This is a genomic window from Vibrio albus (genome assembly GCF_003144035.1).
Lineage (GTDB): Bacteria > Pseudomonadota > Gammaproteobacteria > Enterobacterales > Vibrionaceae > Vibrio > Vibrio albus.
The window spans coordinates 77,249-100,658 of record NZ_QFWT01000011.1 but is presented as its reverse complement, the minus strand read 5'-3'; the positions used below and the strand labels follow the sequence as shown (position 1 = coordinate 100,658).

Annotated in this window: 19 protein-coding genes; 10 read left to right on the top strand and 9 right to left on the bottom strand. The window is 48.0% G+C overall.

Translation table 11 applies throughout. The features are described 5' to 3' along the window. The first annotated feature begins 36 nt into the window (after positions 1 to 36). Positions 37 to 1,143, top strand: coding sequence for a PilT/PilU family type 4a pilus ATPase (locus tag DI392_RS17340; protein WP_109320959.1), 1,107 nt, complete (start codon positions 37 to 39; stop codon positions 1,141 to 1,143). A gap of 129 nt (positions 1,144 to 1,272) precedes the next feature. On the opposite strand, the gene ruvX is transcribed toward DI392_RS17340, so the two are convergent. The 6 genes from ruvX to DI392_RS17310 form a co-directional block, all read right to left on the bottom strand. After that, on the bottom strand, positions 1,273 to 1,698 hold the full coding sequence (gene ruvX, locus DI392_RS17335) for a Holliday junction resolvase RuvX (protein WP_109320958.1): 426 nt from the start codon (positions 1,696 to 1,698) through the stop codon (positions 1,273 to 1,275). Between the two features lie 19 nt (positions 1,699 to 1,717). Further along, positions 1,718 to 2,281: a YqgE/AlgH family protein gene (locus tag DI392_RS17330; RefSeq protein WP_109320957.1), complete on the bottom strand. Its 564-nt coding sequence runs from the start codon at positions 2,279 to 2,281 to the stop codon at positions 1,718 to 1,720. A 39-nt stretch (positions 2,282 to 2,320) separates the two neighbouring features. Continuing rightward, the gene (gene gshB / locus DI392_RS17325; RefSeq protein ID WP_109320956.1) at positions 2,321 to 3,268 is read right to left on the bottom strand and encodes a glutathione synthase; all 948 of its coding nucleotides are present in this window, start codon (positions 3,266 to 3,268) and stop codon (positions 2,321 to 2,323) included. A 13-nt stretch (positions 3,269 to 3,281) separates the two neighbouring features. After that, positions 3,282 to 4,013: a 16S rRNA (uracil(1498)-N(3))-methyltransferase gene (gene rsmE, locus DI392_RS17320; protein ID WP_109320955.1), complete on the bottom strand. Its 732-nt coding sequence runs from the start codon at positions 4,011 to 4,013 to the stop codon at positions 3,282 to 3,284. Positions 4,014 to 4,096: 83 nt separating this feature from the next. Continuing rightward, entirely contained in the window at positions 4,097 to 4,612 is a 516-nt protein-coding gene (locus tag DI392_RS17315; RefSeq protein WP_109320954.1) for a SprT family zinc-dependent metalloprotease, read from the bottom strand. Continuing rightward, entirely contained in the window at positions 4,609 to 5,070 is a 462-nt protein-coding gene (locus tag DI392_RS17310; RefSeq protein ID WP_109320953.1) for a DUF721 domain-containing protein, read from the bottom strand. Before DI392_RS17310 ends, DI392_RS17315 begins: the two co-directional genes overlap by 4 nt. A gap of 387 nt (positions 5,071 to 5,457) precedes the next feature. Between DI392_RS17310 and secA the strand changes: the two genes are divergently transcribed. The 5 genes from secA (at position 5,458) to carB (ending at position 14,644) form a co-directional block, all read left to right on the top strand. Then, positions 5,458 to 8,187, top strand: coding sequence for a preprotein translocase subunit SecA (gene secA / locus DI392_RS17305; RefSeq protein WP_109320952.1), 2,730 nt, complete (start codon positions 5,458 to 5,460; stop codon positions 8,185 to 8,187). Between the two features lie 283 nt (positions 8,188 to 8,470). After that, a complete protein-coding gene (gene mutT / locus DI392_RS17300; RefSeq protein ID WP_109320951.1) occupies positions 8,471 to 8,869 on the top strand; it encodes an 8-oxo-dGTP diphosphatase MutT in 399 nt (132 codons plus the stop codon). 74 nt (positions 8,870 to 8,943) lie between these two features. Continuing rightward, a complete protein-coding gene (dapB, locus tag DI392_RS17295) occupies positions 8,944 to 9,753 on the top strand; it encodes a 4-hydroxy-tetrahydrodipicolinate reductase (protein WP_109320950.1) in 810 nt (269 codons plus the stop codon). A gap of 509 nt (positions 9,754 to 10,262) precedes the next feature. Beyond that, complete coding sequence (gene carA / locus DI392_RS17290) at positions 10,263 to 11,402, top strand: glutamine-hydrolyzing carbamoyl-phosphate synthase small subunit (protein ID WP_109320949.1); 1,140 nt, start codon at positions 10,263 to 10,265, stop codon at positions 11,400 to 11,402. Positions 11,403 to 11,416: 14 nt separating this feature from the next. After that, entirely contained in the window at positions 11,417 to 14,644 is a 3,228-nt protein-coding gene (carB, locus tag DI392_RS17285) for a carbamoyl-phosphate synthase large subunit (RefSeq protein WP_109320948.1), read from the top strand. Positions 14,645 to 14,713: 69 nt separating this feature from the next. On the opposite strand, the gene DI392_RS17280 is transcribed toward carB, so the two are convergent. From DI392_RS17280 to modF, 3 genes are all read right to left on the bottom strand, one after another. Then, positions 14,714 to 15,214: a cytochrome b/b6 domain-containing protein gene (locus tag DI392_RS17280; protein ID WP_109320947.1), complete on the bottom strand. Its 501-nt coding sequence runs from the start codon at positions 15,212 to 15,214 to the stop codon at positions 14,714 to 14,716. Beyond that, positions 15,207 to 15,482 carry a PepSY domain-containing protein gene (locus DI392_RS17275; RefSeq protein ID WP_109320946.1) on the bottom strand — a complete coding sequence of 92 codons (276 nt, stop codon included), beginning with the start codon at positions 15,480 to 15,482 and terminating at the stop codon, positions 15,207 to 15,209. Before DI392_RS17275 ends, DI392_RS17280 begins: the two co-directional genes overlap by 8 nt. 76 nt (positions 15,483 to 15,558) lie before the next feature. Then, entirely contained in the window at positions 15,559 to 17,016 is a 1,458-nt protein-coding gene (gene modF, locus DI392_RS17270; RefSeq protein ID WP_109320945.1) for a molybdate ABC transporter ATP-binding protein ModF, read from the bottom strand. Between the two features lie 207 nt (positions 17,017 to 17,223). Here modF and recA point away from each other — a divergent pair, with 207 nt between their 5' ends. The 4 genes from recA (at position 17,224) to DI392_RS17250 (ending at position 23,368) form a co-directional block, all read left to right on the top strand. Beyond that, positions 17,224 to 18,273 carry a recombinase RecA gene (gene recA / locus DI392_RS17265; protein ID WP_109320944.1) on the top strand — a complete coding sequence of 350 codons (1,050 nt, stop codon included), beginning with the start codon at positions 17,224 to 17,226 and terminating at the stop codon, positions 18,271 to 18,273. A gap of 215 nt (positions 18,274 to 18,488) precedes the next feature. Further along, positions 18,489 to 18,938, top strand: a complete 450-nt coding sequence (gene recX, locus DI392_RS17260; RefSeq protein ID WP_109320943.1) for a recombination regulator RecX — start codon at positions 18,489 to 18,491, stop codon at positions 18,936 to 18,938. Between the two features lie 119 nt (positions 18,939 to 19,057). Beyond that, positions 19,058 to 20,209, top strand: a complete 1,152-nt coding sequence (locus tag DI392_RS17255) for an efflux RND transporter periplasmic adaptor subunit (RefSeq protein WP_109320942.1) — start codon at positions 19,058 to 19,060, stop codon at positions 20,207 to 20,209. Positions 20,210 to 20,215: 6 nt separating this feature from the next. Continuing rightward, positions 20,216 to 23,368: an efflux RND transporter permease subunit gene (locus DI392_RS17250; protein ID WP_109320941.1), complete on the top strand. Its 3,153-nt coding sequence runs from the start codon at positions 20,216 to 20,218 to the stop codon at positions 23,366 to 23,368. Positions 23,369 to 23,410: the final 42 nt, after the last annotated feature.

The following is a 23,410-nucleotide window of genomic DNA, read 5'->3' as shown; positions in this document are numbered from 1 at the left end:
ATATGGGATATCGATAAGGTTACAACAGAGGTATAAATGGAGCTGGGTCAGATACTGGATGCCATGATTTCTTATAAAGCATCCGATGTTTATATTACGGTAGGGGCTCCCTGTCTGCTGCGGGTTGATGGTGAATTAAAACAGCTAGGCAGTAAGCTGGAGTTGGAGCAGGTGGTACAGCTGCTGAATGCGATGATGGATCAGGAGCGGCAGCAGGAATTTCATCAGACCAGAGAGGCTAATTTTGCCATTGTGAAGGAGTGTGGCCGATTCCGGGTCAGTGCCTTTTATCAGCGGGAACTACCGGGAGCGGTACTGCGCCGTATCGAAACTCAGATCCCAGGCTTTGAAGAACTGAAATTGCCACAGGTACTGAAAGATCTTTCCATTGCCAAGCGTGGGCTGGTGCTGGTGGTCGGGGCGACAGGCTCTGGTAAGTCTACCACCATGGCTGCCATGACAGGCTACAGGAACAGTAATCGTAGCGGACATATTCTTACGGTCGAGGATCCTATCGAGTTTGTGCATGAGCATAAACGCTGTATTGTGACTCAGCGGGAAGTCGGACTGGATACGGAAAGCTATGAAGTCGCATTGAAGAACTCGCTTCGTCAGGCTCCGGATATGATCCTGATTGGAGAGATCCGCACCCGGGAAACGATGGAATACGCCATGACTTTCGCGGAAACGGGCCATTTGTGTATGGCTACGCTACATGCCAACAACGCGAATCAGGCTCTTGAGCGTATTCTGCATCTGGTACCAAAGGAGCAAAAGGAGCAGTTTCTGTTTGATCTTTCTATGAACCTGCGTGGTGTTATCGGTCAGCAACTGATTCGAGACAAACACGGAAAGGGACGGCATGGAGTGTTTGAGATTCTGCTGAACAGTCCGAGAGTCTCGGATCTGATCCGGCGCGGGGATCTGCATGAGCTGAAGACCACCATGGCACGTTCCAATGAAATTGGCATGAAAACTTTTGATCAGTCACTGTATGAGCTGATTCTGGCAGAAAAGATCACGGAACAGGATGCTATGCATGGTGCCGATTCCGCCAATGATCTGCGTCTGATGCTCAAGACGAAACGTGGAGAGAGTCAGAATAACAGCATGCTGGATGGTGTGCTGATTGATATGGATTGAGTGGGCGCTTAATTAGCCGGAAGTCAAACGCAGACACGCATAAACCCATCCATGGGGCTCTGCCGCGCCATCCATGGCGCAGAAGGTCTGCTTATCGAATTCCGGCTAATTTATCCGTATGACTGATGACTAGCGGTAAAGGTTCTCAAACCAGCTTTCGAGGATGACGACCGCGGACTGGCAGTCGATGTTGCCTTTACTCAAGGCCTTATATCCGCCCATTGAAAAAAGCTCGGCTTTCGCTTCGGCAGTAGACAGTCTTTCGTCATGCAGTTCGACAGGCAGGCCAAAGCGGCCGTGCAGGCGGTTGGCAAATTTTTTGGCCCGAGGGGTGATGGTTTCCAGCGCTTGTCCGTGTAGATCCGTCGGTAAGCCGACAACCAGAAGATCGGGCTGCCACTCTTTTATTTGTTTTTCTATATCATCCCAGTTTGGGATCCCGTCTTTAGCTTTAAAGGCTTTGAGTGGCGTTGCGGTGCCAGTGATCTCCTGACCGATGGCACTGCCGATACTTTTGGTGCCATAGTCAAAAGCCATGATGGTTCTTGAAGTCATGTTTGTCTGATTTATCTCTTTATGCGTGCCCGGATTCCGTTGACAGCTGAGCAGGGTCAATACCCAGCATTTCTACTGCTTTGTTCCAGCGTTCATGTACCGGAGTATTAAACATGACCTCCGGATCGGCTTTGACAGTGAGCCAGGCATTCTCCGCCAGCTCTTTTTCCAGCTGACCGGCTGTCCAGCCGGAATAACCTAAGGCGACAATATAATTCTTTGGCTCGGCTTCGGTGCCAAGCACGCCAAGAATATCTTTTGACGTTGTTACCATCAGTTTATCCGTCATCTGAATACTGGAATGGTATTCGTCTTTGGGCTCATGCAGTATAAAGCCCCGATCTTCTGAAACAGGCCCGCCATTCAGTACGGGCATATTCAGGTGCTCTTTATAAATTTTCGGGTGGATAGATTCTACTTCTACCTGCTTAAGCATGCCGGCTACGGTGATATCAATAGGGGCGTTGATGATCAGCCCCATCGCTCCGTCTTCATTATGCTCACAAATATAGATGACAGCACGATAGAAGAATGGATCTGCCATGCCTGGCATTGCTACTAGAAAGTGGTTTGTCAGATTCATTATTTCTCCTCCCATCGCTTATCCCCAAAAAATCCCAGATTATTTATTCAGACGGCGCTCAATGGCATCCATCAGTTTACCGGTAATTGAGATATCGAATTCAGCTTCGATCTCACGGATACAGGTCGGGCTGGTCACATTGATTTCTGTCAGCTTATCACCAATAACATCGAGTCCGACAAAAATAAGTCCTTTCTCTTTAAGTGTAGGCGCAACTGCTTCAGCTATCTTCCTATCTGTGTCACTTAATGGCCTTGGTTCTCCTGTTCCGCCCGCGGCAAGGTTGCCGCGTGTTTCCCCTTTGGCCGGAATACGGGCCAGGCAGTAAGGCATAGGTTCACCATCAACGACCAGAATTCGTTTGTCACCGTTACTGATATCCGGGATAAATGCCTGAGCCATAGCATAATACTGGCTATTATTGGTCAGAGCTTCGATGATGACCGACAGGTTAGGATCGCCGGCTTTTACACGGAAGATAGAGGCTCCGCCCATCCCATCCAGCGGTTTCAGGATGATATCGCCGTGTTCTTCATAGAAGGCGCGGATCCGTTCTGCTTTCCGGGTCACAATCGTGGTCGGGGTCAGTTCCGGGAACCAGGCGGTAAACAGCTTTTCGTTACAGTCGCGCAGGCTTTGCGGTTTGTTGACAATCAGCGTGCCTTTTTCTTCAGCTCGCTCGAGGATGTAGGTGGCATAGATGTATTCGGTATCAAAGGGCGGATCTTTACGCATCAGCACCGCATCCAGCTCGGACAGTTCAATGGTCTGTTCTGACTTAAACTGGTACCAGTCCTGTGGATCTTCTTTGACTTCGACAACCTTGGTATCCGCCATAGCCGTACCCTGATCCAGGTGCAGATCGCCCATTTCAATATAATGCAGTTCGTAGCCACGCTTTTGCGCTTCCAGCATCATGGCAAAAGTGGAATCTTTTTTGATTTTGATGGATGAGATAGGATCCATCACAACGCCAAGTTTGATCATTCTTTTCTCCTAGTCAACCCAGATCGCCGAAGCGAACCTGGAGAGCGGTAATTGCGGTTAGCGCTGCAGTTTCGGTCCTGAGCACTCTAGGGCCGAGCAGTGTTTCCGCAAATTTATAGTTTTCGGTCATGGCAATCTCTTCAACTGAGAGGCCTCCTTCCGGGCCGATAAGCAGGCGAACCTTAGTGAGTGGTTCCGGAAGGGTATTGATTGAGTAGTGGGCTCGGGGATGCAGGTTGAGCTTCAGAGCATCGTCTTTTTCTGCGCACCAGTCTTCCAGTTTCATCAGAGGGCGGACTTGCGGGACAACATTTCGCCCACATTGCTCGCAGGCAGCAATCGCGATCTTTTGCCACTGATGTAGCTTTTTCTCAAAGCGTTTCGGATCCAGCTTAACGCCACAGCGTTCAGAAATCAGCGGTGTAATCGTATTAACGCCCAGCTCTACGGATTTCTGGATGGTAAACTCCATCTTTTCTCCGCGGGAAACGACTTGTCCCAGGTGAATATCCAGCGGAGACTCGGAACTCTTTTCTACTCGCTGGGTAACATTGACCTGAACATGTTTTTTGGATACTTCCGTTATTGTCGCGGGAAATTCCGCCCCACTGCCGTCAAAGAGTAAGACTTCCTGTTCTGGCTGCATTCTCAGTACCCTGCCGATATGTCCGGCCGCATCGTCGCTGAGTGAGACTGGGCCCAGAGTGTTAATTCGTTCCGGGTGGTAAATTCGTGGGACTCTCATTGCTGCTGATTCCGCTTATTTCATTGATATTAATGTTCTCAGTCTTCTTAACATGGATGCAAGAAGTTGAAAAAACAAGGGCGTCAGGAAAGTTGTCTGCCGGTAAATAGCAGCGACTCGCCACACTGGCGGCACAGGTAACGACTTTGCTGACGGATGACTTTATTATGACGTCGGATAGTAAGAGAGTGAGTGTCACAGCCGCACTGATATTCAAAGGTTTTTCCCTGTACGGAATCAATCGAGAAACAGTGGGTGGTTTTGGCCTGAACGGAAAAGATTTTCTCCATCACCATCTGCCACTCTTTACCGTGAGGACGAACCCGGCCAAATACCTGATGAACGATATGATGAGCGAATTCATGCGGAAGCACTTCATCAATAAAGGCCTGGCTGTTTTCCTGAAACAGAATCGGATTCAGACGGATCTCATTGAGTTGCAGATAGGCTTTCCCGGCAGCTTTGCCCCGTAACTTAAAATTAATGGATGGAGTGGGGAAAGTGCGCTGAAAAGCAACTTCTGCACGGTGCAGACAGTGGTTGAGCTTTTGTTTGATGTCTCGGCTTTCAGTGTCTGTCGGAGTATAACGGTAACTCATTCATCGCCTTTTTTGGCCAGCCGGGCAATGTTCTCCAGCCTTGCTTTGAGCTTAGGCGATGTTGCCATACCCGCGGTGGTCAGAATAGAGCTGGCTGCCGAATCAGAAAGTGGCGGGCGTTTCTTTACCGGTTTTTCCTGTTCCTGCTGCTGACGGTAGAGTTCTGGGTTTATTCTAACTTCAATGCCGCTTAAACGGGCAAAACCATTAGCCCGTAACTGGTTAAGAATACTGAGTCGTTCATAATCCAGCTTCATTTTGATTGCTGCGCTGGCCACTTCAATAATCAGAAAGCCGTTACGGATATTGGCCGCCCGGCATTGATTAGCTGTCCCTTTAGGCAGCAGAGAGACAAGCAATTGGTTTAGCTGATGGATGAGTTCCGCATGTTCCTGCAGCTGGTGCAGTTTACTGCCAGAAATAATAGATTCAGTTGAAGTCGGTCGATGATCGCGCATAAATGACTCGTATCTCAGGAATGCTATCAGTTTAATGGAGGAGAGCGGTTCCGTATATACCTTTAGCGGATAAGAATTGAGCAAGGCCAGATGAATTTTTGATGAAAATCACTAGCTCGCTCAAACTAATTGCATTCTTCATGGTTGTTGAGCAAAGAATCCCTTATGATAATCGGCGTTTTGTCTCAATTTGCAAGATAAGTAGGCACCAGGCTTGAAAATAGCCACTCAGGTCGCCATATCTGACTCATAGTATTCGTATCAGTATTCTTAGGTCACGCCCTAGTCTGGAGACTGACAGTATTTAAGTAGTATCGGGGAAGGTATCTTCTTGTTTCGACGATTAGAAGATAAGCCGCCCGGAAAGTAACAAGAGATTCATAACCGATGATAACTAAGCTACTGACCAAGGTAATTGGCAGTCGCAATGACCGAACTTTGCGACGTTTAAGAAAAATTGTAAAAGAAATTAATAATTATGAGCCGGATTTTGAGGCTCTGTCCGATGAACAGCTACAAGCAAAGACCGTTGAGTTTCGTGAGCGTCTGGAGAAAGGCGAAGAGTTAGATCAGCTTCTACCTGAAGCTTTCGCTACTGTTCGTGAAGCGTCCAAGCGTGTATTTGGTATGCGTCATTTCGATGTTCAGCTTATCGGCGGTATGGTACTGAATGGTGCTAAGATTGCAGAGATGCGTACCGGTGAAGGTAAAACGCTGACGGCAACCCTGCCTGCTTATCTGAACGCACTTGCGGGTAAAGGGGTACATATCGTTACTGTCAACGATTACCTGGCGAAACGCGATGCTGAAACTAACCGTCCGCTGTTTGAATTCCTGGGTATGACAGTTGGCGTTAACGTGCCGAATATGGCTCCGCCTGAGAAACAGGCTGCTTATAATGCCGATATTCTTTACGGTACTAATAATGAGTTCGGTTTTGACTACCTGCGTGACAACATGGCTTTCCGTAAGGAAGACCGTGTACAGCGTGAACGTTTCTTTGCCGTGGTCGATGAAGTGGACTCCATTCTGATCGATGAAGCGCGTACCCCTCTGATTATTTCTGGTCCGGCAGAAGACAGTTCTGAATTATATACCCGTATCAATACCCTAATCCCTTCCCTTGAGAAGCAGGATAAGGAAGACTCGGAAGAGTACCGTGGTGACGGCCACTATACTGTGGATGAAAAGTCTAAGCAGGTATATCTGACCGAAACGGGGCAGGAATTCGTTGAAGAACTGATGGTGAAAAACGGTCTGATGGAAGAGGGCGATACCCTATACTCTCCTACGAATATCAGCCTGCTGCATCATGTTAACGCGGCTCTGCGTGCCCATGTTCTGTTTGAAAAAGATGTCGATTACATCGTGAAAGACGGTGAGGTTATCATTGTCGATGAACATACCGGCCGTACTATGCCGGGGCGTCGCTGGTCTGAAGGTCTGCACCAGGCGGTAGAAGCTAAAGAAGGGGTACAGATCCAGAATGAGAACCAGACTCTGGCTTCTATCACCTTCCAGAACTACTTCCGTCTGTATGAAAAACTGTCTGGTATGACAGGTACTGCAGATACCGAAGCCTTTGAATTCCAGCAAATCTACGGCCTGGAAACGGTGGTGATTCCAACCAATAAACCAATGATTCGTGATGATATGGCCGATATGGTTTTCCGTACCGAAGCGGAAAAATTCAATGCCATCATTGAAGATATCAAGGAACGGGTAGCCAAAGGGCAGCCTAGCCTGGTTGGTACTGTGTCTATCGAGAAATCAGAGCTGCTTTCCAATGCACTGAAGAAAGCCAAGATTAAGCACAGCGTACTGAATGCCAAATTCCACGAACAGGAAGCGGATATTGTCGCTTATGCCGGTGCTGCAGGAGCGGTCACAATCGCGACCAACATGGCTGGCCGTGGTACCGATATCGTACTGGGCGGTAGCTGGCAGCATGATATTGCCAAGCTGGATAACCCAACCGAAGAGCAGATAGCGAAGATCAAAGAAGAGTGGCAGGTTGAGCACAATAAAGTGCTGGAAGCTGGTGGTCTGCATATTATCGGTACCGAGCGTCACGAATCTCGTCGTATTGATAACCAGTTACGTGGTCGTTCTGGTCGTCAGGGTGATGCCGGTTCATCCCGCTTCTACCTGTCTATGGAAGACTCACTGCTGCGTATCTTCACCTCTGACCGTATGGCTGGCCTTATCCAGAGCGGTATGGAAGAAGGTGAAGCGATTGAAAGCCGCATGCTGTCCCGCTCGATTGAAAAAGCACAGCGTAAGGTCGAAGGGCGTAACTTTGATATTCGTAAGCAACTGCTTGATTACGATGATGTGGCCAATGATCAGCGTAAAGTCGTGTATGAACTGCGTGATGAGCTGATGGAAGCCGATGATATCAGCGACATGATTCTGCAAAACCGTGAAGATGTGTTTACTGCGGTGATTGATGAATACATTCCGCCACAATCTCTGGAAGACATGTGGGATATTGCAGGGCTGACGGAGCGCCTGAAGAACGACTTTGATCTGGAACTGCCAATTCAGTCCTGGCTGGATGAAGATGATAAGCTGTATGAAGAAGCGCTTCGCGAGAAGATCCTGACTGCAGCGGTTGAGGTATACACCAGTAAAGAAGAAGTGGTTGGTGCAGAAGTTCTGCGTAACTTCGAAAAATCAGTCATGCTGCAGACGCTGGATAATCTCTGGAAAGAGCATCTGGCGGCTATGGATCACCTGCGTCAGGGGATTCACCTGCGTGGCTATGCACAGAAGAACCCGAAACAGGAATACAAGCGTGAATCGTTTGAGTTGTTTGAAGGGCTTCTGGATGCACTGAAAATGGATGTGATCACTATTTTAAGTAAAGTGCGCGTCCAGCAGCAGGAAGAAGTCGAGCGAATGGAAGCTCAACGCCGTGCTCAGGCTGAAGAAGCAGCACGTCGTCAGCAGCTTCAGCATCAGTCCGGCGGTCAGTTTGATGCCGAAGAAAATAATGATAGTGCTTCAGCTCATCACCAGCCTGTGGTCCGGGAAGGTCAGAAAATTGGCCGTAATGATCCGTGCCCTTGTGGTTCAGGTAAAAAGTACAAGCAGTGTCATGGTAAGCTTAGCTAGAGACTAGAGACTAGAGACTAGAGACTAGAGACTAGAGACTATAAGGAAAGCCTGTTAACGTAACCGTTAATGGGCTTTTTTATGGGAAGAATATAGGGCGCTTCGCTTTAAGAATACAGAAAAGCATAATTTTGATGTAGTGGTTGTAATGACAACTTTGGGTTGTATAGTCTCTAGCAGCGCAGCGGTCTAGTCTCTGGCTTCTGTATTCTCAAGGGAGCTTGCGACCGCTCTGTATTCTGTCTTCTTAAAATATAGAAAATAGAAAGGACTGAACCAGCTAATGAAACGCCTTCATATCGCCGCCGCGATTATTCTAAACGAAGAAAAAGATAAAATATTTATTACCAAGCGTCCGGATAAAGCGCATAAAGGTGGTTTCTGGGAGTTTCCCGGAGGTAAAGTGGAACCGGGAGAAACCGCAGAGCAGGCGACAGTCCGGGAGCTGTTTGAGGAAGTAGGTATTCATGTGACAGAGCTACACCATTTTCAGGCATTGGACTATGATTACCCGGAAAAGTCGCTGGAGTTTGACTTTTTTGCTGTCACCGCTTTTAGGGAGCAGCCCTATGGAAAAGAAGGTCAGAGGGGAGAATGGGTGACCATCTCCGATCTGACGAATTATGATTTTCCGGAGGCGAATGTGCCTGTTCTGGAGCGGGTGATAGCAGAATTTTCTTAATTCTCCTTTCCCTTTGATAAGCCCCCAATTTTGCGTTAAATTGGTGCAACCCCTAACAAACGGAGATTTACGCAATGGTTCGAATTGCGATTGCAGGAGCAGCTGGCCGCATGGGCCGCAATTTAGTCAAAGCTACCTATCATAGTCCACAGGCATCTGTTGGTGCAGCCTCAGAAAGATCGGAGTCTTCTCTTATTGGTGTTGATGTTGGCGAACTGTGCGGAGAAGGTCATTTTGAAATTGCTCTGGTCGATGATCTGGAAAAAACAATTGCCGATTTTGATGTCATCATCGACTTTACAGCACCTAAAAGTACCATGGCGAATATTGAACTGTGTAAGCAACATGGTAAACAACTGGTTATTGGTACCACAGGTTTTTCAGAGGAAGAGAAACAACAGATCAGCGAAGCTTCTAAGCAGGTGCCGATGATTATGGCTCCTAATTATAGTGTTGGTGTGAACCTGGTCTTTAAGTTGCTGGAAAAAGCCGCCAAGGTCATGGGTGACTACTGTGATATTGAAATCGTCGAAGCGCACCACCGTTATAAAGTTGATGCGCCATCCGGTACTGCTCTGGGTATGGGTGAGGCGATTGCCGGTGCTATGGGGAATAACCTGAATGATGTGGCTGTGTATGCCCGTGAAGGCATCACCGGTGAACGCACCAAGGATGAAATCGGCTTTGCTACTATTCGCGCCGGGGATATTGTTGGGGAACATACAGCGATGTTTGCTGATATCGGTGAGCGGGTAGAGATCACTCATAAAGCGACGGACAGAATGACGTTTGCAAATGGTGCGGTGAAGGCGGCTATCTGGCTGCACGATAAACCAGCCGGCTTTTATACCATGACCGATGTACTGGGATTAAACAGCATATAGGTTACTTTCTGAATTAGAAGCAATAAATACATAATTATGCGCCAGTAAGTTCTGGCGCTTCTTTTGTCCGCTTTATGTATTTATTGAACAGGACTGACTAAAATCTATACGTTAATGACCGGTTTTGTATAGGTTTATCGTGGCTTTGTCAGTTTTTTTGTAAAAATGTTCTAAAACTTAAGGTTGTTGCAGGGAGGGTAACGTTTGCGTCTGGGTGAATAGAGGAATTTAAAGAAAAAGCATAAATTTATGCTTGCTTGAAAGAATTCTCAGAAAAAACTCCCTGGATAGCTATAATTAAGTTGTTCTTTTGAAGCTTTGTGGTCTGATTTCTTCCTTTATGGAAGAAAATGTATGTTTTCTTTTGTTTTGAATGTTGACATGCATCACACCGATCACTAAAATGCCGCCAATTTACCTGAACCCCAAGGAATGGTTTCTTTTTGGTTTAAAGTAGGGTAATTTGCAAATTAAATTAAAATCCATGCATTTTTATTCTGGAGGTTGTCTTGAGTAAGTCAGCACTGCTAGTCCTGGAAGATGGGACAGTATTCCACGGAACATCCATTGGAGCAGATGGTTCCTCCGTTGGAGAAGTCGTTTTTAACACCTCGATGACGGGGTATCAGGAAATACTCACCGATCCTTCCTACTCACAACAAATCGTTACTCTTACTTATCCTCACATTGGCAATACCGGTACTAATACCGAAGATGAAGAATCCTCTTCTATTCATGCTCAAGGCCTTGTGATCCGCGATCTTCCTCTTATCGCTTCTAACTTCCGCAATGAACAATCCCTTTCTGATTATCTGACATCACAGAATATTGTTGGTATTGCCGATATTGATACCCGTAAGCTGACTCGTATTCTGCGTGAAAAAGGTGCTCAGAACGGCTGTATCATGGCTGGAGATAATCTTGATGAAGCCTTGGCTCTGGCTAAAGCAAAAGAGTTCCCGGGTCTGAAAGGCATGGATTTGGCGAAAGAGGTGACAACCCAAGAAGCTTATGCATGGAAACAGGGTTCATGGACTCTGGAACAAGGGCTTCCTGAAGCGAAAGACGATAGTGAACTGCCTTATCACGTTGTAGCGTATGACTTTGGTGCGAAACGCAATATCCTGCGCATGCTGGTTGACCGTGGCTGCCGTTTGACGGTTGTTCCGGCACAAACACCGGCTGAAGATGTTCTGGCGATGAATCCGGATGGTGTGTTCCTGTCTAACGGCCCTGGTGATCCAGAACCTTGTGACTACGCGATTGAAGCGACAAAAACCTTCCTGGATAAAGGCTTACCTATTTTTGGTATTTGTCTTGGTCACCAGATTCTTGCTCTGGCGTCAGGCGCTCAGACTGTGAAGATGAAGTTCGGTCACCACGGTGCTAACCACCCGGTAAAAGACCTGGATCGTGACGTTGTTATGATCACTTCTCAGAACCACGGTTTTGCAGCGGACGAAGCGACACTGCCTGCAAATCTTCGTGCCACACACAAATCACTGTTTGATGGCTCTCTGCAGGGTATCCACCGCACCGATAAGCCGGCATTCAGCTTCCAGGGGCACCCTGAAGCAAGCCCTGGTCCACATGATGCGGCACCACTATTTGACCACTTTATTGAATTAATTCAGCAGCACAAAGCGTAACTGGAGTAGTAAAAATGCCAAAACGTACTGATATAAAAAGCATTCTGATTCTCGGTGCTGGTCCGATCGTTATCGGCCAGGCTTGTGAGTTCGACTACTCAGGTGCACAGGCCTGTAAAGCGCTGCGTGAAGAAGGTTATCGCGTTATCCTGGTGAACTCTAACCCAGCGACGATCATGACTGACCCAGATATGGCTGATGCAACTTACATTGAGCCTATCAACTGGGAAGTGGTAGGTAAGATCATCGAGAAAGAGCGTCCGGACGCGATTCTGCCTACTATGGGTGGTCAGACTGCGCTGAACTGTGCGCTGGATCTGGAACGTGAAGGTGTGCTGAAAGAGTTCGGCGTTGAGATGATTGGTGCAACGGCTGACGCAATTGATAAAGCAGAAGACCGTTCCCGTTTTGATGCGGCAATGAAATCTATCGGTCTGGAATGTCCACGTGCCGACACTGCCAAAAGCATGGACGAAGCCTACAAAGTGCTGGATATGGTGGGCTTCCCATGTATCATCCGTCCTTCTTTTACTATGGGTGGTACCGGTGGCGGTATCGCTTATAACAAAGAAGAGTTTGAAGAAATCTGTCGTCGTGGTCTGGACCTGTCTCCAACCAACGAACTGCTGATCGATGAGTCTCTTATCGGCTGGAAAGAGTACGAGATGGAAGTGGTTCGTGATAAGAACGACAACTGCATCATCGTATGTTCTATCGAAAACTTCGACCCGATGGGTATCCACACCGGTGACTCAATCACAGTTGCACCAGCACAAACGCTGACAGACAAAGAATATCAGCTGATGCGTAACGCTTCTCTGGCAGTACTGCGAGAGATCGGCGTTGAAACCGGTGGTTCAAACGTACAGTTTGGTATCAACCCGAAAGATGGCCGTATGGTTATCATCGAGATGAACCCGCGTGTATCCCGCTCTTCTGCTCTGGCATCAAAAGCAACGGGTTTCCCGATTGCGAAAGTCGCGGCTAAACTGGCGATTGGTTTCACTCTGGATGAGTTGATGAACGATATTACTGGTGGCGCAACACCAGCATCGTTTGAACCAACCATCGACTATGTGGTTACTAAGATCCCTCGCTTTAACTTCGAAAAATTCGCCGGTGCGAATGACCGTCTGACGACTCAGATGAAGTCCGTAGGTGAGGTAATGGCTATCGGCCGTAACCAGCAGGAATCACTGCACAAAGCTCTGCGTGGTCTGGAAGTTGGCGCGAACGGCTTTGATGAAATGGTGGATCTGGACGCACCGGATGCACTGACTAAAATCCGTCACGAGCTAAAAGAAGCGGGTGCCGAGCGTATCTGGTATATCGCTGATGCATTCCGTGCCGGTATGTCTGTTGACGGCATTTTTAACGTGACACAAATCGACCGCTGGTTCTTAGTTCAGATTGAAGAACTGGTTAAGCTTGAGCAGGAAGTCAAGGCGGGTGGCTTTGCCGGCCTGAACAAAGATATTCTGCGTAAGATGAAGCGTAAGGGCTTCTCTGATGCTCGTCTGTGTGATCTTCTGGGTGTAGCAGAAAGCGAAATCCGCCGTCTGCGTGACCAGTTCGATATCCATCCTGTATACAAGCGTGTAGATACCTGTGCGGCTGAATTCTCATCCGATACGGCTTATATGTACTCTTCTTATGATGAAGAGTGTGAAGCGAATCCGACTGATAAAGATAAAATCATGGTTCTGGGCGGTGGTCCAAACCGTATCGGTCAGGGTATTGAATTCGACTACTGCTGTGTGCACGCGTCACTGGCTCTGCGTGAAGATGGCTACGAAACCATTATGGTTAACTGTAACCCTGAAACGGTTTCTACCGACTACGATACATCCGACCGTCTGTATTTTGAGCCGGTAACACTGGAAGATGTCCTGTCTATCGTTCGTGTTGAAAAACCAAAAGGCGTTATCGTTCAGTACGGTGGTCAGACTCCGCTGAAACTGGCTCGTGCTCTTGAAGCGGCTGGTGTACCAATCATTGGTACCAGCCCTGACGCCATTGACCGCGCCGAAGACCGTGAGCGTTTCCAGGATGCGGTTGACCGTCTTGGCCTGCTACAGCCAGAAAACGCGACAGTAACAACGATGGAACAGGCGATTGAGAAGTCTAAAGATATCGGCTTCCCTCTGGTTGTTCGCCCTTCGTACGTACTGGGTGGCCGTGCGATGGAAATCGTTTATGACGAGCAAGACTTGCGTCGTTACTTCAATGAGGCGGTAAGCGTATCGAACGAATCTCCAGTACTGCTGGATCGCTTCCTGGATGATGCAACCGAAGTGGATATCGATGCTATATGCGACGGTGATCGCGTGGTTATCGGCGGTATCATGGAGCACATCGAACAGGCGGGTGTTCACTCTGGTGACTCAGCATGTTCACTTCCGGCTTACACTCTGAGCAAAGAAATTCAGGATGTGATGCGTGAGCAGGTAGAAAAACTGGCACTTGAGCTGGGCGTTCGTGGTCTGATGAATACACAGTTTGCCGTAAAAGATAACGAAGTGTATCTGATTGAGGTTAACCCTCGTGCAGCACGTACGGTTCCGTTTGTCTCTAAAGCAACCGGCGCACCGCTGGCGAAAATCGCCGCGCGTGTGATGGCTGGCCAGTCTCTGGCAGAGCAAGGTTTCACTAAGGAAATCATTCCTCCTTATTACTCTGTTAAAGAAGTCGTACTGCCATTCAACAAGTTCCCGGGTGTTGACCCGCTGCTTGGTCCTGAAATGCGCTCTACCGGTGAGGTAATGGGTGTTGGTGCTACTTTTGCTGAAGCATTTGCGAAAGCAGAACTGGGTTGCGGTAATGTTTACCCTGAAGGCGGACGTGCATTGCTGTCTGTTCGTGAAGGCGACAAGCAGCGTGTTGTTGACCTGGCGTCTAAACTGACGAAGCTTGGTTATAAGCTGGATGCGACTCATGGTACTGCGGTTATTCTTGGCGAAGCGGGTATTAACCCTCGTCTGGTTAACAAGGTACACGAAGGCCGTCCGCATATCCTTGACCGCATCAAGAACAATGAATACACCTATATCGTGAACACGGCGGCAGGTCGTCAGGCGATTGAAGATTCAAAAGTTCTGCGTCGTGGCGCACTGGCTGAGAAGGTGAACTACACTACAACTCTGAATGCTGCGTTCGCGACCTGCATGGCTCACACTGCGGATGCCCGTAACTCGGTAACCTCCGTTCAGGAACTGCATGCAAAGATCAAGGCTGAAGCTTAAGTTTGAGTTGTTGATTGTTAAAAAGAAAGGAGGCCGGTTGGCCTCCTTTTTTATATCTGCTTCCTGAGGTTAAGGCAGCATAGATTTAAGGTAATTCTTTTTAACCAGTTTCGTCATTACAATGATTGCTGAGACATGAATGGTCACAGCAAGCATGGTCAGGTTTGCCAGCGTTTCGTGAACTTCCTCAACCCAGCCAACGCCCCAAAACATATCGGTTTCCATCGACCAGCCTGAAATGGCTGTCCCTAAGATAAGGGTCCACATTGCCCAGATCATAATGGCACCTGCCGGATTGTGACCAACATGACTGTCGCGTTTTTCATGAAGTACTTCTTTCAGGTGCTCAATCGCACTGGGTACGGAAGGGGCAAACCGGCTGAGACGGGCGGGTGAGGTTGTTACTAAGCCCCAGAGCAGACGAATCACTATAGCGGCGATAACGATATAACCAGTGAGTTCGTGGGTATCGCTGCCAGGGCTGGTTATAAAAAAGTTAGTAAAGAACAGTCCTGCGACTGTCCAGTGGGTCGCTTTCACGACCCAATCCCATTTAAATTCACTAGTCATCTATTTCTTCCTTAACTTTACTTAAGTCAGTAGGGTCAAAGTAAATTTCTGCTCTTTTATTATCGGAAGAGTAGCCGTATAACTCGTAACATCCGGTGTGGGTTTTCTTAAATACTTTGATTTTGTATCCCATATCCTTTACTTGTTCTCTTGCTTGTTCCATTGGCAGCCACTCGCTTTCTGGTTTTGTTGTGCAGGTAGGATCGGCCAGAGCCACGAAAGATGTACAAGTTAAAGCCAGAATAGTCAGGGGACGTTGTAGTTTCATTAGGTTACTCCTTGTTAAGTTTCGCTATCAATCTACACAAGGAAACTTAAGAACCTCTTAAGGATTTATTCCCTTTTTATGACTGTTGAGAAATAACCGCTTTATAGCCCTCATGCTCTTTCGCCGGAACAAAATCCAGATAATTTTTGATGCTTTTCAGTGCGTCATCCTGATAGTGGGACACATACAGAAGTTGACTCAGGTTTTCTTCGGCAATCAATTCCAGTGTATTCATCACCAGTTTTCTCCCCAGGAAATCCAGCCCCTGATAGGGTTCATCAAGAATCAGAAATGCCGGTTGTTTGACGATTGCCCGGGCTATCAGGAGAAGCCTTTGCTGACCGTACTCCAGTTCCCGGAAAGAGGTATCGCTCAGGTCGGTCATATGCAGAATCTCCAGCCACTCTCTGGCTATACTCACTTCCCGCTTTGATGGGTTCTGGTATAGCCCGATAGAATCATAGAAACCGGAAAGGATGACTTCCAGTGCACTGCAACTGACGCGGTATTGCAGATGAAGAGCGGAAGACACGAGACCTATATGTTTTTTTATTTCCCAGATGGTTTCACCCGAACCGCGTTTTTTGCCAAAGATCTGGATGTTGTTACTGTAGCACTGCGGATGATCGCCGAAGATCAGTCCCAGCAGGGTACTTTTGCCGCATCCGTTTGGTCCGCGAACCTGCCAGTGTTCCCCTTTGTTGATGCGCCAGTTTACCTCAGTGAAAATCGTTTTATCGGTATAAGCGACCTTGCCGTTGGTGAGCTGGAATACCGGATCAGAGAAGTCAGAGCTATGTTTGTGGCGCTGAATAAGAGCCATCATTTCCTGACTCCGTTGCTGGGACAGTGATTTTAGCTGAGCGATAACCGGGTGATTATCCCAGTCGCGCTTTGGCATCGTATCCTCAAGCTTACCCTGATCAAATATTGCCACGTTATCTATCCAGTCTGGCATCTCTTCTTCACGGGAAATAATTACGATCATCTGAACAGAGTTCGCCAGTTGCTGCAGGTAGCCAGCCAGCGTTTGTCTGTGTTGCGTATCAAGCCCTGCATAAGGTTCATCCAGAACCAGAAGAGCGGGTTTGCTGGCCAGTGCTCTGGCTAGCATCAGACGGCGGGTTTCTCCGGTGGATAAGACCCTGAACCCGCTTTCCCGAAGATGAGACAGATCGAGATCGTTAATCAGAGTCAGAGCCAGGGACTCATCGTGACACTGTTGGTATATCAGTTCATAAACGCTGCTGCCCGTATCCAGCCGATCCATAAAATCGGTATCATCATCAGCCAACTCAGACTCAAGCAGGCGTTGCTGTTCAGCAAGAGAGACCTGAGCAATATGCCCCGACGAGATTTGAAGGTGAGGTGATGGCCCGCCCGCTTTGCTGCACAGTAAGTCGCCAAGTCGAGAGCCAATATCCCCTTCAGTACAGAATATGCCCCATGATTGTCTGTCTTTAATGCACCAGCTATTGATATCCAGTGTGAAAGCGGTGGTAACTGTCTTAAATTGCTCGAATTGTATGTTCATAACGACTCCCTGTTTCTTTCACCATACTACAGGATAAATCCATGACCCAGCCCGAAATCTGGAACAAGAACCAGAGCGAATCAATAAATTTACCATACAGGTGTAGACACTGTATGAATCAACAGTATAATGAGTGGAAGATTAAGAACAGATGCCTGGTTGCTTGAGCAGAAAGCTGCCAGTAATGAATAAATGTTGGAGAAAGTAATGGACGAGAACAAACAAAAAGCTCTCGCGGCAGCACTTGGTCAGATTGAAAAGCAGTTTGGTAAAGGCTCAATCATGCGTCTTGGTGACAACCGTACTATGGATGTCGAGACAATTTCAACCGGTTCTCTTGCTCTGGATATTGCACTGGGTTCTGGTGGGCTGCCAATGGGACGTATTGTAGAAATCTACGGCCCTGAAAGTTCAGGTAAAACGACTTTGACACTTGAACTGATTGCTGCGGCGCAACGCGAAGGTAAAACTTGTGCATTTGTCGATGCTGAACATGCTCTTGATCCGATTTACGCGGGTAAATTAGGCGTCAACATTGATGAGCTGTTGGTTTCCCAGCCGGATACAGGCGAGCAGGCTCTGGAAATCTGTGATGCGCTTGCCCGTTCAGGCGCAGTTGATGTTCTGGTTGTAGACTCCGTTGCCGCTCTGACACCAAAAGCAGAGATTGAAGGTGAAATGGGTGACAGCCATATGGGGCTTCAGGCTCGTATGCTTTCTCAGGCAATGCGTAAGCTGACCGGTAACCTGAAGCAGTCGAACTGTATGTGTATCTTCATTAACCAGATTCGAATGAAGATTGGTGTGATGTTTGGTAACCCTGAAACCACAACGGGTGGTAATGCACTGAAGTTCTATGCCTCTGTTCGTCTGGATATTCGCCGTACCGGTTCTATCAAAGACGGCGATGAGGTTGTGGGTAACGAAACCCGTATTAAAGTCGTGAAGAACAAAATCGCAGCACCATTTAAGCAGGCAGATACTCAGATCATGTATGGTCAGGGTTTTAACCGTGAAGGTGAGCTGATCGACCTGGGTGTGAAAAATAAACTGGTAGAAAAAGCGGGTGCCTGGTACAGCTATCAGGGCGACAAAATCGGTCAGGGTAAAGCGAATGCCTGTAAGTTCCTGAGAGAACACCCTCAAGCAGCCACTGAAATTGATACAAAACTGCGCCAGATGCTGTTGTCTCCGGTTAAGGCTGAAGAATCTTCAGAAGCCGCTCCGGAAGCTGAAGCCGGTTCAGATAAAGAGTAAAACCCCAAGAGACTAGGAATTATCGTCATTCCTGCCTGCGCAGGGATGACCAGAATATTCATAAATTGAGACGTTTTTCTGTATTCTCTAAGCGAAACGCACTGTATTCTTTCTCTAGTCTCTAGTCTCTAGTCTCTAGTCTCTAGTCTCTAGTCTCTAGTCTCTAGTCTCTAGTCTCTCCAGCTCCTCCACTTTCCTCAAACCATACTACTTCTATGTCTTACACCGCTTTAGAAACCGCTATTTATCTCCTTTCCCGCCGTGATCACGGGCAGTTTGAATTAACCCAGAAATTATCGATCAAAGGTTATCCGGAAGAAGAGGTTCATCAGGCGGTCATGTATTGCCTGAACAATAATTACCTGAATGATCTGCGTTACGCTAAAAGCCAGGTGCGGCAGCATATCAACAAGGGACATGGAGAGAGGCGTATTCGTCAGGAATTGTTACAGAAAAGAGTGGAAGAGAGTGTTGTCGATATTGCGCTCGAAGAGGAAGCAACTGACTGGTTTGACTTAGCACGTCAGGTGGCAGAAAAGAAATTCAAAGGCAAGTCGGCTGAGGAACGAAAGGAATACGCCAGACAAGTACGTTTTTTACAGTACCGTGGGTTTACCTTTGAGCAAATTGATTACGCTTTGAACGCCTCAGGTGAGCATATCTAAATCGAAAAAATCTGATAAGATGTAAAAAATTGTAAAAAATTTAGAGTTTTTGCGTGCAATCATGCAATCTGGTATGTGCCCGAAAAAACAAACAAAACCTGGGCTAGGAGTATTTATTTATGATAAAGGTCTTTCCTTTCTTTCGCTATTCTGTGATTGCAGTTAGCTTAGCTGTCGCCTTAACAGGGTGTCAACCTGACGAAACGGAAACAAACAATGCAGCCGCAGCCCAACAGCCTCGTGCTGTTGCAGTCGATGTAATAGAAATTAATCAACAACCTCTTAAGTTAACCACTACCTTACCTGGCCGGACGAGTGCTTTCCGTATCGCTGAAGTCAGACCTCAGGTGCAGGGCATTATCACTAAGCGACTTTTTGTTGAAGGGAGCCTGGTGAAAAAAGATGATGTGCTGTATCAAATTGACCCTGCTACGTACGAAGTCGCTCTTGAGAGCGCCCAGGCAAATCTGGCTTCAGCAAGAGCAACACTGGAAAGGGCCGAGCTACAGCTCAAGCGTTATGAGAACCTGCTGAAGCGAAAAGCAGTGAGCCAGCAAGACTATGTGGATGTAGAAGCAACGTATAAAGAAGCTCTTGCTGCGGTGATGTCAGCTGAGGCTCAGGTGAAATCAGCACGAATCAATCTTGATTATACCAGCATTAAAGCACCGATTTCTGGTCGTATTGGTCGCTCATTCGTCAGCGAAGGGGCTCTGGTCACGGCGAGTCAGACGGATTACCTGGCAAGAATCCAGCAATTGGATCCACTGTATCTCGACCTTTCCCAGTCCGGTAACGCTCTGGTTAAAATGCGTCAGAACACGAGAGAGCAGGATGAAAAACTGGCGGATATTGCTTTGTCTCTGGATGACGGTACACAGATTGAACAAGAAGCGACGCTGCAATTTGCTGATGTGACCGTGGACGAAGGAACGGGTACGGTCAATCTGAGGGCGATTGTTCCTAATGCGAATCGTACGCTACTGCCGGGTATGTATATCCGTGCTGCTGTTCCTACTGATTTCCGGGATAGCGCCATACTTGTTCCTCAGGCAGCTGTGACCAGAGATGTAACCGGTCACGCCCATGTATTGATTGTCAATGCAGACAATAAAGTGGAAGACAGAATGATTGAAACCAGCCAGGTGGTTAATTCTCAATGGCTTGTCGAGTCCGGGCTTAAAGCCGGAGAAAAAGTGATTGTCAGCGGGTTGCAGAAAGTCGGTGCAGGTAGTTCCGTTGTCGCTAATCTAACTGGTTCGGAAGAATAATTTATTATGGCTCGTTTTTTTATTGATAGACCAATATTTGCATGGGTGATCTCAATCATCATCATGCTTGCGGGGATATTGTCGATTACAACGCTGCCGGTATCCCAGTACCCTGAAATCGCACCACCATCGGTACGAATCACTGGTATGTATAGCGGTGCATCAGCTAAGACGGTAGAAAACAGTGTTACTCAGGTAATCGAGCAGAACATGAACGGGGTTGATAACCTGCTGTATATGTCTTCCAGCAGTGATTCTTCCGGCCGGTTCGAGATATCTTTGACGTTTGCATCAGGAACCGATGCGGATATTGCTCAGGTGCAGGTACAGAATAAACTGGCACTGGTGGAGTCCTCTCTGCCTGACAATGTGCTGGATAACGGTGTCACAGTGGCGAAGTCTACCAGCAGCTTTTTGATGGTCGTTGGCTTCATTTCTGAAGATGGCAGCATGAACAACACTGAGCTGGCCGACTATGTGGTGTCTAGTGTTAAAGATCCGCTTAGTCGTCTGGAAGGGGTTGGTGGCGTGCAGGTGTTCGGTGCTCAGCATGCGATGCGCATCTGGCTTGATCCGCATCAGTTGAATAAATACCGGATGACGACCAATGAAGTACTGGCTGAAATTCGGGCGCAGAACTCTCAGGTATCCGTTGGTGAACTCGGTGCGGCTCCGGCAGTACCGGGTCAACAGTTGAATGCGACCATTACGGCGCAGAGCCGTATGACAACCGCAGAAGAGTTTCAGAATATTTTGCTGCGGGTACAGGAAGACGGTTCGCAAATTCGCCTGAAAGATGTGGCCCGGGTTGAGATCGGCGGTGAAAGCTACAGTGCTGTTTCTCTGTTTAATGGTCACTACGCCACCGGTATTGCTATCCAACTGTCTACCGGTGCCAATGCGCTGGATACGTCAGAAGTCGTGCGGGACAAAATGGACGAGCTATCAGAGTTTTTCCCTCAGTCTCTGAAAGTCGTTTACCCGTATGATACGACACCATTTGTTAAGATTTCGATTGAGGAAGTGGTACAGACGTTAATCGAAGCGATTATTCTGGTGTTCTGTGTTATGTATCTGTTTCTGCAGAACTTCCGGGCAACGCTGATCCCGACAATTGCTGTGCCTGTTGTACTGCTGGGGACATTCGGCATTATGGCGGCGTTAGGGTTCTCTATTAACACCCTGACCATGTTCGGTATGGTACTGGCTATCGGCTTGCTGGTGGATGATGCCATCGTGGTCGTGGAAAACGTAGAGCGGGTTATGGCCGAAGACGGCCTGCCTCCGCTGGAAGCGACGCGTAAATCCATGGGGCAGATTATCGGGGCGCTGGTGGGTATTGCATTGGTACTGAGTGCCGTGTTTGTACCTATGGCCTTCTTTGGTGGGGCGGCTGGCGCTATTTATCGTCAGTTCTCGATTACGATTGTTTCGGCAATGGTGTTGTCGGTGATTGTGGCTATGGTGCTGACACCGGCCCTGTGTGCGACTATGCTCAGACCTTTAAGTGAGGGGGCTCACCTTGCGAAACGTGGTCCTCTGGCCTGGTTTAACAAGGCCTTTAACAGCGGTACTAACGGCTATAAAGGTATGGTGACGAAAGGGGTTAATCAGAAAATCCGTTATCTGGTCATTTATGTCGTTATTGTTGCTGGCTTAGGTGCAATGTGGACTCGCTTGCCGACCTCTTTCCTTCCGGAAGAAGATCAGGGCGTGTTAATGGCAATGGTTCAGTTACCGGTAGGGGCGACTCAGGAGCGTACCAACGCGGTCATGGAGAAGTTGAACAACCACTTTATGACCAATGAGACTGAGAATGTCGATTCTGTATTTACTATTACAGGTTTCAGTTTCGCCGGTAGCGGCCAGAACATGGGGATGGCCTTTGTAAAACTGAAAGACTGGAATGAGCGTACTAATCCGGCGCAGTCAGTTAACGCAATCATTGGTCGTGCATGGGGAGCCTTGTCTCAGATTAAAGAAGCGCAGATTTTTGCCTTTAATATACCAGTGATCCCATCGTTGGGTACGGCAAGTGGCTTTGATGCCTACCTGACCGATCGGGGCAATATAGGACATGAGAAATTGCTTCAGGCCCGGAACCAGTTACTGGGGATGGCGGCTCAGGATCCGAACCTGAATGCAGTACGCCCGAATGGCATGGAAGATGCCCCGCAGTTTAAGATCGATATCGACTATGAGAAAGCGATGGCGATGGGGGTCTCCGTCAGTGATATTAACTCGACCTTATCCACGGCATGGGGATCTTCTTACGTTAATGACTTTATTGATAACGGGCGTGTGAAGAAGGTGTTTGTCCAGGCTGATGCAGCATTCAGGATGAACCCTGAAGACTTGTCTCTTTGGTATGTTCGTAACTCTGATGGCAATATGGTTCCGTTCAGTGCATTTGCTTCGACTCGATGGAGTTATGGCTCTCCGCGTCTGGTGCGCTTTAATGGTTCACCGGCTTTGAATATTCAGGGGGCAGCTGCACCTGGTAAAAGTTCCGGTGATGCCATGCAGGCTATCCAGAATATCGTGAATAAACTGCCGACCGGAGTCGGCCTGGAATGGAGTGGGATCTCTTATCAGGAACGCCAGAGTGGTGCCCAGGCTAGTTTGCTGTATGGCATTTCATTACTGGTCGTATTCCTATGCCTGGCAGCTTTATATGAAAGCTGGAGTGTACCTTTTTCTGTAATGCTGGTCGTGCCTCTTGGTGTGTTTGGTGCAATTGTGGCTGCCACCGTAAAAGAGTTGTCCAACGATATTTACTTCCAGGTTGCACTGCTGACGACGATAGGTCTGTCGGCTAAAAATGCCATCCTGATCGTAGAGTTCGCCAAAGCACAGTATGATGAAGGTATGGATCTACTTAAAGCGACGATCGAAGCATGCCGGATGCGTTTGCGTCCGATTATGATGACATCATTTGCCTTTATTCTGGGGGTACTGCCTCTGGCTCTGAGTACTGGTGCGGGGGCGGCAAGCCGGAATGCCATTGGCTGGGGGGTGGTTGGCGGTATGCTGGCTGCAACCATCCTGTCGATTTTCTTTGTACCGGTCTTTTATGTTCTGGTCATGAAAATATTCCGTACTAAGCCAAATAAAATTAAAGGTGATGCAGCGGAAGCCGCTCAGAGTACTTCAGCCTAATATCGCTAAGTTATTGCTTAACCTTGAAGGCATGGCCGCAGA